The sequence below is a fragment of the Streptomyces sp. NPDC060064 genome, from assembly GCF_042736455.1.
Classification (GTDB): domain Bacteria; phylum Actinomycetota; class Actinomycetes; order Streptomycetales; family Streptomycetaceae; genus Streptomyces.
Genome location: NZ_JBHWWF010000006.1, coordinates 203,081 through 215,487, shown reverse-complemented (window position 1 = coordinate 215,487; position 12,407 = coordinate 203,081). Strand labels below are relative to the sequence as shown.

The following is a 12,407-nucleotide window of genomic DNA, read 5'->3' as shown; positions in this document are numbered from 1 at the left end:
GTGCCCTTTCAACTGCCCTGAAAGCACCGGCGGTTGACCGGGACTGAGCGGCCTGCAACCCCCCATGCAATGCCCTGGATGGAAAGACTTCTATGCAGAATCCCCGTACCCCGGGTCCCGTCCCTCCCTCCCATACCGGCCTCAGTTCCGGGGACTCCGACGAAGGGCTCGCGGCCGCGCTGCGGACCAGCGGCGGGAAGGACGAGGCGCGGCCCGTAGCAGTGCTGCTGGCGAGGCACTGGCAATCGGTGTTCGACTACGCCTCGATCTGCACCCCGTCGGCGAAAGCCGCCTCGATGCTGGCCACGGCGGCGTTCAGCAAGGTGCTGGAGAATCTCCGGAAGGCAAGGTCGACAGCGGCTCTTCGTCCCCTTCTATTGTTGACTGCGCGTCAAATAGCCAAGGGGTGGGCGAACGACCGGTACGTCCTCGCACTGCCCGAACTCCAGTATCCGGACGGCGGTCGCACCCTCAGAGTCGACATGTTCACTCTGCCGGAGAATCGGGAGTTGGTCTCCCGCGCTTTCCACGCAATGCCGGGTCCCCTCCAATGCCTGCTCTGGCATGGGGAGGTCGAGGCGGAGGGCATATCCGTACCGGCAGGTTTGTTGGCCATTGACCCGCGCGGTGCGGCGGTTCAACTCGAACAGGCGCGTGAGCTCTTCCGCGCGGGCTGTCTGCGGGCTCATGTCGAACTCGCGCCGGACAAGGACTGCCGCCACTACAGCCGTCTCCTCGATGTGTCACTGCGCCGCGGCGGCACTCTGATCCCGGACATCCAGAAGCATCTGGCAGAGTGTCAGTACTGCCGTTACGCCGCCGAACAGCTCAACCACCTGGACGGCCGGCTGGCCGTGCTGCTGGCCGAGGGCCTGCTCGGCCAGGCCGCCCGCGGCTACCTGGAATCGCGACCGGCCCGCAACAGCGCCCGGGCGCAGAGCAGAGAAGGCACGGTCCGCAGTACCGGACGCCACTCGAAGGCCGGGCGCCCGCGGGCACTGCCCCGTATGACCTTCCCCGGCCGGCACCTGCTGCTGGCCCGGCCGAAGGTCGTCCTCACCGGTCTCGGGCTGCTGGTGGCCGGCGCGCTCGTCGTGACCGCCGTCTCGGCGCTCTGGTCGAACGACAGCGACTATGCCGGACCGTCCGTCCCGAGCGGCTCGGTCACCACCGACGCGCCTCCCGCAGCCGGATCCCAGGTGCCGTCCGGCCACTCACCACAGCCCTCGACCACATCCGCCGGACTCCCGGCGTACCCGCTGAACACCAGACTGCGCAATGCCGACGCCGGTCTCTGTCTTGACATCCGTGACCGCAGGGCTGCGCCGGGTGCCGAGGCGGTGATGGCGGTGTGCTCGACCACCGTGACGCAGACGTGGGTGTACGAGGACGACGGGCTGCTGCGCAGTTCCGCCGCCCCGGACCTGTGCCTGAACTCCCACGAGATGGATGGTGTGGCCGTGCTGAGCGTCTGCACGGCGGCGTCGGCGGCGAACGCCGCGGACGTACGCTACGACCTGACCATCCAGGGCAATGTGATCCCCCGGTGGAACGACGGACTGGCACTCGTCCCGATCTCGCCGGATCCGGCAACGACCGTGGTGGTCAAGGTCCGTGACGGATCAGCGGCACAGCGATGGGTAACTGACAACGTTGCCGCCGGCACCCCCAAGGTCCGGCCGAGCGCCGATGTGGGCTCACCGTTCACCAAGGACGTCAACACCTCACCGCAGACCGGCCAGGACTGCGCCTCCCCGAGCTGCCCGCCGCCCCTCCCGCCCGCGGGCGTGACGGAGCCGGATTCGGTGCCGTCGGATCCGTACGCCGCGCAGCCCCAGCCCAGCCTCCGGCGTGTCAGCAATGGTTCGGCCGATGAGAAGCGGCACGACCGGCCCGTGCGAACGGCTCTTGGGCTGCGCCCCGCCAAGGTGCTGGAGCCGACTCCGGCCGGGCTGCGCCTCCCGGACAGAGCCGACACGGCGCGGCCGGGCCACGCGCGGCCGCGCCACGGTCGGGCGGAAGCCGGTCGGGCGGAGGCCGGTCGGGCGGAGGCCAGTGAGGCAATGGCCGGTCGGGCGGACACCGGTCGGGCAGTGGCCGGTCGGGCGTAGTCCGGTCACGCCGCCGGATGGCGACCGTCTGTCCGCGGGCCGCCTGTGCCTTCCCGCGGTCAAGTCATCTCAGGCATCGCGCCCTTCGTGGTCTGCAGGTCGATCACCGAGAAGACCGCGCCCTGCTGGTCCGCGACCGTCGCGAAGCGGCCGAAGGGGCTGTCCATCGGGCCGAAGTGCACCTGCCCGCCGAGCTTGTTGACCGTGGCGATCGCGGCGTCGCAGTCCGCCACGGCGAAGTACACATTGACGTGCGGCGGGACATCGGGCGGGAAGTCGTCGGTCATCTTCATCCGGCCCGCCACCGGCCGGCCGCCGATGTTCCACAGGTGGAAGTCGACGACCTCGTGCTTCATCTTCTGCACCTCGAAGGGGAAGGCCGCGGTGAAGAATGCGTCCGCCTTGGCGGCGTCCCGTGTGGTGATCTCGGCCCACGCGAACGAGCCGGGTTCGCCCGTCTTCTCGAAGCCCTCGTGGGCACCCGGCTGCCAGACGCTGAAGGACACGCCGCTGGGGTCCTGGGCGGTCACCATCGTGCCGAACTCGCCGACCTGCATGGGCTCCATCAGCAGCGTTCCGCCGTTCTCACGGATCTTCGCGGCCGTCGCGGCCGCGTCCGGAGAGGCGAAGTAGAGGTTCCAGGCCGCCGGGCTTTCCATGCCGGGCATCTGCGGTACGACGGCGGCCACCAGCTTGCCGTCCGAGCGCGCCTGCGTGTAGTTGCCGAACTCTTCCGATCCCTCGTCGTAGGTCCAGCCCATCAGCTCGCTGTAGAAGCTCTTCGCGGCTTCCAGGTCGGGGAACATCGCGTCGGCCCAACAGGGCGTGCCTTCCGGTAGCGCGGCCATGGTCCAAGCCTCCAGCTCGAGGAAATTTCCCGTTCTTTCACGCTATTCGCCGAGGAGTGTCGGCGCGCGTCGAGCCGGCTCCCCGGCCAGGGGCGCACTTCCGGGGTATGGGCCGCGGCCGTCACTTCCCCGCGTGACGGTGAAGCCGGAGCCACTCGCGTGCGGTGTGCCGGCGCTCGTGGCGAGCATGGCGCCGGACGGCCGGCCTGGTACGACCGCCGAAGGGGAGTGCCGCGATGCGTTCGTCCTGATAGCCGTTGACCAGATGGATCGCGAGCGCGGCCGCGATGATCATCGCGAGGATCGCCAGCACGGTGACGAGGTTGTCCATGACCTCACTTCCCACCCTGCCCCGGACCGGCGCGAACCGGCCGGGCGTTGTTGAAGCGCCGATGTGGGTGAACCGCCGAAAACCGCGCCGGCACGACGGCCGGTGTACGAAATGTCCTCGGTGTCACCAGCGTACGCCCGGCCCTGCGCATCACCGCCGGTACAGCGGCGGCCCGCACGTGGACCACCGTCCCCACCCGCACCGCTCCCCGGACGGACAACCGGACAGGTGAGGGGCCGACAGGTAAGGGGCCCGCTCCCGGCGCGTCCATATACTGCCCGTCATGCCGACGACCAGCCTCACCGGACGCACTGCCCTCCACACGCGCCGGGTCCGCCACAGCCACGCCATATGACGGAGACCGCCCGACCTCCGCGCCGTCGCATACTCGCCGACCTCACTCCCCTCCGCAGCTCCGTCCACTACCGGCGGCTCTGGTTCGGCAACACGATCTCCTGGGTCGGTCAGGGGATGACCGCGCTCGCGATATCCCTCCAGGTCTACGACATCACCCGCTCCACCTTCGCCGTCGGCCTCGTCGGGCTCTGCTCCCTGGTGCCGCTCTTGGCGTTCGGACTCTACGGCGGTGCGATCGCCGACACCGTGGACCGGCGCAAGCTCGGGCTCGTCTCCGCGAGCGGGTCCGCCGTGCTGTCGGCCGGGCTCGCCACCGCCGCCCTCGCAGAGTTCCACCGCGTCTGGTTCCTGTACGCCGTCGTCGCGCTCCAGGCCGTGTGCGCGGCCGTCAACTCCCCGGCCCGCAGCGCGATGATCCCCCGGCTGCTGCCGCCCGAGCAGCTGCCCGCAGCCAATGCGCTCTCCTCGATGACCATGACCTCCGGGACACTCCTCGGGCCGATGCTCGGCGGGCTCATCGTCGGATTCGCCGGCTATCAGACCGCGTATCTCATCGATGCCGTCGCCTTCTCCGCGTCCCTGTACGCGATGTGGCGACTGCCCTCGATGCGCCCGGACCGTCTCGCAGGCGCCAAGAAGGCGTCCGTCCTGGACGGGCTGCGTTTCCTCGCCACCCGGCCCAACCTCCGGATGACGTTCTTCTCGGACTTCTGCGCCATGATCCTGGCCCATCCGCGGGCGCTCTTCCCTGCCGTCGCCGTGGTCTGGTACGGCGGCGACGCACGCACCACCGGACTGCTGGCCGCCGCGCCCGCTCTCGGGGCGCTGCTCGGTGGGGTGTTCTCCGGATGGCAGGGGCGGATCCGGCGGCACGGGCTGGCGATTCTGCTCGCCGTCGGCGCCTGGGGTACGGCGATCGCCGTCTTCGGGCTCACCCGCAACCTCTGGCTCGGACTGTTCTTCCTCGCCCTCGCCGGGTTCGCGGACACCGTCTCGATGGTCTTCCGCAACACGATGATGCAGACGGCCGCCCCGGACGAGATGCGCGGCCGGCTGCAGGGCGTCTTCATCGTCGTCGTCGCGGGTGGCCCGCGGCTCGGCGACTTCCTGGCCGGCAGCGTCGCCGATCTGACCTCGCCGGCCGTGACCGTGACGGGCGGCGGGATCGCCTGTGTGCTGGCGATCTCCCTGCTCGCGCTGCGCTGGCGCGGCTTCGCCCGGTACGACGCCCGCGACCCGACACCCTGACCTGCGTCAGGCCTGCTTGACCGGGACCGTCTCCATGCCCGCCGGAGTGAGCGTCATATTGATGCCGAGCACGGACTCGACCGGCTCGACGACCGGGATCTCGTGCAGCGGGTCGACGGCGGAGTACCCGGTGAACGCCGGTGCGCCGATGCCGCGCCACATCTCCTCGGCCTTCACCTCGACGTCGCTGAGGACGAACTCGCCCAGCGGCGTGGGCCCGGCCGTGAGCGCGGGCACGCGGTGCAGGCCCAGCCAGGTCTCCCGTACGCCCTCCGACGGGCCTTCGAAGATCTGCGGCTGGAAGACGCCGTAGGCCGGCGGGACACCGGCCGGACGCTCAAGACGGGCGTGGAACAGACCGCTGGAGCCCTCGCGGGACCGGTCGAAGTCGATGAGCTTTGTCAGCCTGCTGGGGATGCTGGACCGTCCGTCGGCGCTGCGTTCGGGTTGACGGGGTCCGGGGCGACGATCCCGCGTACGACGCCCAGCTCCACCAGGTCCTGGGGCCGCAGCCGCAACTGGTCCGCGGTCCGGGGCACTTGCTCGGGCCCGCGCTTGAGGATCGCGGCGGCGAGCTCCGGGGCGATGACGGAGAAGTAGCTGTCCGGTGTGGCCCAGGTGTTGCCGGGAGCGGCGAGCGCGAGCGCCCCGCCCGAGCCGCCCTCACCGATGAGAAGGCTGGTCAGCGGAGTACGGGCGGCGGCGATGGCCGAGAACAGCTCGGCAATCGCCGCGCCCGCACCGGCCCGCTCGGCCTCGGCGTCATTGGCAGCGCCCGGGGTGTCGATGAGCGTGAGCACGGGAATCCCTGCCCGGTCGGCGAGCCGTACGACACGGGCGGCGGTCCGGTACCCGGCGGGCCGGGTCGGGGTGCCGCACTGGGCGACGTACGCGATGGGCCGCCCGTCGCGCAGCCCTACACCGCAGAGCAGCCCGGGGTCGGTGCCGCCGCAGCGGTCGCCGTGGAGGGGGCGGCGGTGTGTGAAGTACTGATCGAGATACGCCTCGGCACGGGGCCGTCCGGGCGCGCGGGCCTGCTGGACGGCGTCCCATCCGGTGAGGGGGAGGGGAGCCCCGCCGAGCGCGTACGGAGGTGGAGCGGGCTCGACACGGGGCGGGTCGGCGACCGCCGGGGCGGCCTGCGGCCCAGCGGCACCGGGCGTGCTGCCGGGCGTGCCGACGGGCCCGCTCTCGGGGGCGCTCGCGGCTTGACCGGCGTGTTCGGCCTCGACGGTGAGCCCCGCCCCGGCGCCGCTGCCCGTTCCCGGGGTGCCCGCTGCCGGCGCGGCGCCCGGGCCCCCGGGCCCGCCCGCAGCGTGGCCCTCGGCCTCCGCTCCCGCGAGCCCCGCGCCCAGCGCTCCCGCCCAGTACGCAAGCACCTCCCGCAGATCCTCACCGCGCACGATCGCGTCGATCTGACCCGAGGCCAGTTGGCCCTCCGCCGTGTACGCCGCCGGATCCGCCTCCGGAGGGCGTACGCGGGAGCCGGCGAAGCCCACCTGTGCGGCCGGCAGGGCCAGGATCACGTCCGCGCCCGCGCCCAGTGTGGCCCAGCCGCCGCCCGTCGTCGGGTCGCGGAGGACCGCGATGTGTGGGACACCCGCGTCGCGCAGCAGCACCGACGCATGGGCCACGCGCTGGAGTTGGGAGAGGGCGACCATGCCCTCCTGCATACGGCTGCCGCCGGTCGCGATCAGCGAGATCAGCGGTCGCCTCCGTTCGCGCGCCGCGCCGTACGCGGCCTCCAGGCGGTCCCCGGCGCGAATGCTCAACGAGCCGCCCAGGAAGCCGAATTCGAAGGAGACCACCACACACCGACGGCCGCCGAGCGTGGCCTCGCCGAACACGACGGACTCCTTCGAGCCCGTACGCTCCGCGGCCCTCGCGCGTGCCGCGTCGTACCCCTCCCAGGCGATCGGGCCGTCCGGCACGCAAGGCCGGCCGACCGGCTCGGCCTCCACGAAGTCGTCGCAGACCAGCGCGATCGCCTCGCGGGCCGTCACCCGCTCACCCATGGAGCGCCCGCTTCATGATCTTGCCCATGTCGTTGCGGGGCAGTGCATCGAGGAAGCGGACCTCGCGCGGGCGTTTGTGCGGCGCGAGCTGCGCGGCCACATGTGCGGACAGTTCCTCCGGCGTGGGCGGCGCCAACGGGTCCGCCGGCACGATCCAGGCGACGATCCGCTCACCCAGGTCCGCGTCCGGCTCCCCGGTCACCGCCGCCTCGCGTACCGCCGGATGTTCAAGCAGCGCGTTCTCGATCTCGCCCGCGCCGATCTTGTAGCCGCCGCTCTTGATCAGGTCGGTGGCCTTGCGGCCGACGATCCGTACATAGCCGTCCGGGTCGCGGCTCGCCATGTCGCCGGTACGGAACCAGTCGCCGTCGAAGGCCGCCTCGGTCGCGTCGGGCCGGTTCAGATACTCCGTGAAGAGGTTCGGTCCGCGCACCTGGATCTCGCCGATGCCGTCGCTCTCGTCGACCAGCCGCAGCTCGACGCCGTGCAGCGGGACGCCGACCGTCCCCGGACGCGCTTCGCCGTCGGCGCGTACGGAGGTGTTCATCAGCGTCTCGGTCATCCCGTACCGCTCGATCACCCGCCGTCCCGTTGCCGCCGCGATCCGCTCGTGGTCGTGCAGAGGCAGCGCCGCAGAACCCGACACCAACAGCCGCGCACCCGCCAGCGCCTTCGCCAACTGGGGGTCCGTATCGAGCACTTCGGCCAGTCGGTGGTACATCGTCGGCACACCGAAGAGCATCGTCCCGCCGTTCGCGAGCTCGCGGGCCACGCCCTCCGCCGTGAACCTCCCCAGGTGCCGCACCTCCCCGCCGCGCCGCAGCGGGCCGAGGATGCCCAGGATCAGACCGTGGACGTGAAAGAGCGGAAGGCCGTGCACAAGGACGTCGTCGGCGGTCCACTGCCAGGCGTCCTCCAGCGCATCCAGAGTCGTGGCGATCGCGCGGCGCGGGAGTACGGCGCCCTTGGGCGGCCCCGTTGTCCCCGAGGTGTAGACGATCAGAGCGGGCGCCGCGGGGTCCGGCTCCGCGGGCAGCGGGCCGGCGGTACCCGCGACCGCGATGTCGACCCGCTCCAACGCGCCGAGTGCCGACGGCAGTTCGTCGTCCGGCCCGGCCAGCACCACCGACGGCGCACTGTCCGCGACGATATGCGCCAGCTCGCGCTCACCCGTTTTCGGGTTCAGCGGCACGGCCGGCACACCGGCCAGCAGCGCGGCCACCACACCCACCGCCGTCTCCAGCGTGGGCGTGGCCCAGACGGCGACCCGCCGCGCGGCGGTGATCCGGCCGGCCAGCGAACCCGCCGCACCGGCCAGCTCGCCGTACGTCAGCGCACGTTCGCCGAAACGGAGGGCGCGCCGGTCCGTACCGGCCGCCAGCGCCGGGAAGAGGTCACTCACTCGTCGTCCTCCATCTGTCGCCATCTGTCGCCATGGGTCGTTTCACGGGACTGGTCGTCCGCGCTCCCGGACCGCATCATTCTCCCCGCTACTTGGAAGTAACAAGATGAGGGGGTAGCGGTGTTGGCGCTGCGTACCGGGCTCGTCAGCCCGGTGAACGACCGGTTTACGGCAGAGGCAGCGCCACCTTGACCGCGTACACCGCGACGAGGCCGTATCCGATCCGGAAGGTCCAGGCGCGGGTCGTGTCCGAGATCCGCGCGCCCGCGAGGCCGCTCGCCGCCACCAGTAGCTGCTGCCACACCATCGAGGCGACGAACACCCCGCCCACGAAGACCAGACCGGCCCCGCCGCTGCTGAGATCCGCGCCGTGAGCGGTGGTCAGGGCGGCGAAGTACAACGCGGTGGTGGGGTTGATCAAAGTGAGCGCGGCGAACCGGGTGAACGTACGCACCGGCCCGGCGCCGCCCGTGCTCTCTCCCGGCGCGGCGGGCCCGGTGGCCCGTGCGGCGAGCAGCCCCCGCACCGCGATCACCGCCAGCACCGCGGCCGACACCAGCCTGACCCAGGCCTCCACGCCGGAGAGCGCGGAGGCGACCAGCGGGCCGAGCGCGGTCGCCACGGCTGCGTAGGCGAAGTCGACGACCGCCACCGCGGCGGCCGCGGCCACCGCACCCCGGCGGTCGCGCATGCCCTCCTGGATGAGCAGCACGCCCATCGCCCCCACGGGCATCGCCACCCCCAGGCCGGCTGCCGCGCCCGCCATCGCCGTCGTCCACATCTCGCTCACGCCGCACACCCTCACGCCCTGCCTGTGGTCCGCGCGGCCGAATTCCGGTCCGTACTGCGACAATCGCGGTATGGACCGACTGGACAGCGAAATCCTCGGCATCCTGCAGGAGGATGCGCGGATCTCCTACCGTGATCTGGGGGTACGGGTCGGGCTGAGCGCCAACGCCGCCGCCGACCGGGTGCGTCGCATGCGCCGCGAGGGCGTGATCCGGGGCTTCACGACGCTGGTCGACCCGGCCGCCGACACCCGCGCGGGCCTGGTCGTCTTCATCGATGTCACGCTCCGCCTCGACACCACCAACGAGGACTTCGAGAAGGCCGTGCTCAAGCTTCCGGGCATCACCGAAGTCGTCCATGTGACGGGCGAGCACGACTATCTCCTGCGAGCCCGAGCCGCCGATCCGCCCGCCCTGGACGGCCTGCTGCGCCGGCTCAAGCGCGAGGCGGGCGTCGCCCAGTCCAGTACCCGGATCGCGCTGAGGTCCGCCCGCTAGCGCGGCAGCCCGCTGATCCGGCCGCGCTCGGGGTCGGTGACCCCGAGCACGCCGTACAGCCGGGCGCCGGTTCCGTACAGCCGGGCGCAGGTTCCGTACCGCTCGAGCCACCGCTCGAGCTACCGAGCACGCCGGCGCTCACGTCACCGATCGGGCCACCGCTCACATCACCGCTCGAGCCACCCCTCACGCCCGCCGTCAGCCGGCTTCGCCCAGCGGATCGAGGACCGTCGGCCGGATCTTGCCCTCCATCATCGCGCCGAGGCCGAGGACGGCGCAGATGTCGGGCCGTTCGGCGATGCCCACCGGCATCCCGGTCGCATCGCGCAGCATCTGGTCCAGGCCCGGCAGCAGCGCGCTGCCGCCGACCATCATGATTCCGCGGTCGGCGAGATCGGCGACCAGGTCCGGCGGGCAGTCGCGCAGCACCTTGCCGATGCCGTCGAGTACAGAGGTGAGCGGAGTGTGGATGGCGTCCCGTACGGCGGCGGTGTCGACCTTCACCGAGCGGGCGAGGCCAGTGGCCACGTCCCGGCCGTGGATCTCCGTCGACGCGGGCCCGTGGGTGTTCAGGCCGTTGCCGTGCAGGGCCAGTTGGAGGGGCCGGACCGACTGGCTGGGCAGCATCAGTTCGTGCTGGTGGCGCAGATGCTGGATCACCGCGTGGTCGATGGCGTTGCCGCCCACCGGGATCCGCTCGGCGGTCACGATCGCGCCCAGCGAGAGCACCGCGACCTGCGTGGTCGCCGCCCCGCACACCATGATCATGGTCGCGGTGGGCTCCTCCACGGGCAGCCCGCAGCCGACGGCCGCGGCGATCAGGGTGTCGACCAGCTCGACGTGGCGGGCGCCGAGGCCCACCAGGGTCTCGACGGCGGCGCGCTGCGCGAGCGGGTCGCTGTCGTGCGGGGTGCAGGCGGCGGCGCGCAGCCGCGGCTTGCGGCGCAGCTGGCGGCTGAGCTTCTCCCCGAGGAGATGACGGAGCATCCGCTGGGCCATGTCGATGTCGACGACGGTGCCGCCGGAGACAGGGCGGGCGACGCGGATGTAGTCGGGCGTACGGCCCGTCATCTTTTCGGCGAGTGCGCCGACGGCGATCAGCGCTCCGGTGCGGGTGTTCACGGCGGCGACGCTCGGCTCGTCGACGACGAGCCCGGCCCCCTTCACGAACACCCGAGTCCTCGCTGCCCCCAGGTCGACGGCGACATGGCAACGGCGCAACTGTTCAAGGCTGACGGTCACAGCGGATCCTCCCGAGTGCGGTACTTGTTCGCATCGTGCGATCGCCGCGAGCGGTGCGCGCGCTGGGTGAGCCGGTCGGGGGTACGGAACTGACGCCCCGCCAGATCCGTTCAGCCGATCGGCCTCAGCCCACCGTCAGCCGCTGCAACAAACCCCAGGTGAACTCCGCTACGCATGCCTCGCCGCCGGGCAGGGTGAACGCCAGCCGGGATCTGGTCGGTGCCGACCCCTCCATCGGCCTCGCCGGGGGGAAGGCTCTGGCCACCTCGTCCACCGTGCACGACCAGGGCCTCAGATCCTCCGCCGTACGCAGCTCGGGCGCCGCCACCCCCGGCGCGCGTACCAGCCACTCGTTCCACACCGCTCCGTCGTCCGTGGCCAGCACCTCGAAGCGCAGATCGGGCCAGAGCGGTACGGGCCACAGCAGCGCGTCGCACTCCAGGTCGCCGATCCGCCGCCGTACGATCCGTTCCGGCGCACCGAGCACCGAGCGGTAGCGCGCGAGCGCGCCGCGCTTTCTCGGGGAGCGGACCATCGCCTGCCAGCGGCGGTTGGCTTCACGCATTTCGGCGAGCGAGGCGCCCAGTTCGCGGCGGGCGTCCTCGACGAGCCCCGGTTGGTGGTCGGCCATTCGGCGGAACAGTACGAGCTGGAAGTCGCGCGGCCCGAATGGTGCGGCAGTGGTCATGCCCGACATCCTGCCCCGTCGGCAACGCGGGCCACAGTCGTCACCAGCCGAGTTGCCGCGCCGCGGAAGTGGGGATTCCACACAGGATCCTCACATGGCCATCCACCTCTGGTGCCGCCGCGCCGCATAATCTGCGGGCGCCATGGATTACTGCAACCAGTGTCGACGGCACCTCAACGGGGCCCTGGCCTGCGCCGGATGCGGTACGCCCGTCGAGGAGCTCAGGCGTCACCACCCCAGCGTGCCCGCGGCGGAGAACCACGTCTACGAACTGGACGAGGTGTCCGAGCCCGTGGGTCATCGGCGTGCGCGCCGGCAGGCTCCACCGCGCCGCAAAGCCGCAGGCGCACGCCGAGCGCGCAAGCGGCGTGGCCGCAAGGTGCTGCTCGGTACGGTCGGCCTGGTGCTGGCGGCAGGTGCGCTGAGTCTGGCGGAGCTGGCCATCGAGGACCCGGGCGACGACGGTGCCGCCACCGCCGTGAAGGAAGACACGAGCGCCGAGACGGAGCCCGCGCCGGAGCCCACGGATGCCGATGTGACCCCCGAGGGTCCGGATCCGGTGACGGAACCGGCCGTGGCCACGTCCACTGCGGTACGTCCCACGGGAACAGGGTCCGGCACGGGTACGGGCAGCGGCGATGGCAGCGGCGGTGGCGGAAAGCCGGCCGCGAGCAGCCGGGCGGACGGCCAGGCGTCGCCCTCGTCCTCCGCCGATCAGCCCTCCAGCAGTGCGCAGCCCTCGTCCTCCGGGCAGCCGAGCGCCTCGCCCTCGGCCGGCGAATCCACACAGCCCCCTCAGGGCGACCCGCCGCCGGACCCGACGCCGACGCAGACCTGCGACCGCTTCCTCTGGTGGTGCCTGTAAGAGCCCTGCCCAGG

General features: G+C 71.8%; 12 protein-coding genes. 4 read left to right on the top strand and 8 right to left on the bottom strand.

The window, feature by feature from the left end:
* The first annotated feature begins 92 nt into the window (after positions 1-92).
* A complete protein-coding gene (locus ACFWDI_RS10580) occupies positions 93-2,111 on the top strand; it encodes an RICIN domain-containing protein (protein WP_385302777.1) in 2,019 nt (672 codons plus the stop codon).
* Positions 2,112-2,170: 59 nt separating this feature from the next.
* On the opposite strand, the gene ACFWDI_RS10575 is transcribed toward ACFWDI_RS10580, so the two are convergent.
* Together ACFWDI_RS10575 and ACFWDI_RS10570 are read right to left on the bottom strand one after the other, a co-directional pair.
* Positions 2,171-2,959 (bottom strand): VOC family protein, encoded by a 789-nt coding sequence (locus ACFWDI_RS10575; protein ID WP_385302775.1) that lies wholly within the window; start codon positions 2,957-2,959, stop codon positions 2,171-2,173.
* Positions 2,960-3,080: 121 nt separating this feature from the next.
* Positions 3,081-3,290 (bottom strand): hypothetical protein, encoded by a 210-nt coding sequence (locus ACFWDI_RS10570; protein ID WP_385302774.1) that lies wholly within the window; start codon positions 3,288-3,290, stop codon positions 3,081-3,083.
* Between the two features lie 351 nt (positions 3,291-3,641).
* Between ACFWDI_RS10570 and ACFWDI_RS10565 the strand changes: the two genes are divergently transcribed.
* Positions 3,642-4,895, top strand: coding sequence for an MFS transporter (locus ACFWDI_RS10565; protein WP_385302773.1), 1,254 nt, complete (start codon positions 3,642-3,644; stop codon positions 4,893-4,895).
* A gap of 6 nt (positions 4,896-4,901) precedes the next feature.
* Here ACFWDI_RS10565 and ACFWDI_RS10560 read toward each other — a convergent pair whose 3' ends face one another.
* The 4 genes from ACFWDI_RS10560 to ACFWDI_RS10545 all read right to left on the bottom strand — a co-directional run bounded on the left by ACFWDI_RS10560 (position 4,902) and on the right by ACFWDI_RS10545 (position 9,093).
* Positions 4,902-5,132: a hypothetical protein gene (locus ACFWDI_RS10560; protein WP_385302771.1), complete on the bottom strand. Its 231-nt coding sequence runs from the start codon at positions 5,130-5,132 to the stop codon at positions 4,902-4,904.
* Between the two features lie 164 nt (positions 5,133-5,296).
* A complete protein-coding gene (locus ACFWDI_RS10555) occupies positions 5,297-6,910 on the bottom strand; it encodes a carboxyl transferase domain-containing protein (RefSeq protein WP_385302770.1) in 1,614 nt (537 codons plus the stop codon).
* On the bottom strand, positions 6,903-8,312 hold the full coding sequence (locus ACFWDI_RS10550) for an acyl-CoA synthetase (protein ID WP_385302768.1): 1,410 nt from the start codon (positions 8,310-8,312) through the stop codon (positions 6,903-6,905). The genes ACFWDI_RS10555 and ACFWDI_RS10550 overlap by 8 nt, the downstream gene beginning before the upstream one ends.
* 166 nt (positions 8,313-8,478) lie before the next feature.
* Positions 8,479-9,093, bottom strand: coding sequence for a LysE family transporter (locus tag ACFWDI_RS10545; protein ID WP_385302896.1), 615 nt, complete (start codon positions 9,091-9,093; stop codon positions 8,479-8,481).
* Between the two features lie 79 nt (positions 9,094-9,172).
* Here ACFWDI_RS10545 and ACFWDI_RS10540 point away from each other — a divergent pair, with 79 nt between their 5' ends.
* Positions 9,173-9,598, top strand: coding sequence for an Lrp/AsnC family transcriptional regulator (locus tag ACFWDI_RS10540; RefSeq protein WP_327323380.1), 426 nt, complete (start codon positions 9,173-9,175; stop codon positions 9,596-9,598).
* 198 nt (positions 9,599-9,796) lie between these two features.
* On the opposite strand, the gene ACFWDI_RS10535 is transcribed toward ACFWDI_RS10540, so the two are convergent.
* Positions 9,797-10,840, bottom strand: a complete 1,044-nt coding sequence (locus ACFWDI_RS10535; protein WP_362676219.1) for a rod shape-determining protein — start codon at positions 10,838-10,840, stop codon at positions 9,797-9,799.
* 124 nt (positions 10,841-10,964) lie between these two features.
* Entirely contained in the window at positions 10,965-11,537 is a 573-nt protein-coding gene (locus tag ACFWDI_RS10530; protein WP_385302764.1) for a hypothetical protein, read from the bottom strand.
* Positions 11,538-11,670: 133 nt separating this feature from the next.
* Between ACFWDI_RS10530 and ACFWDI_RS10525 the strand changes: the two genes are divergently transcribed.
* On the top strand, positions 11,671-12,393 hold the full coding sequence (locus ACFWDI_RS10525; RefSeq protein WP_385302761.1) for a hypothetical protein: 723 nt from the start codon (positions 11,671-11,673) through the stop codon (positions 12,391-12,393).
* Positions 12,394-12,407: the final 14 nt, after the last annotated feature.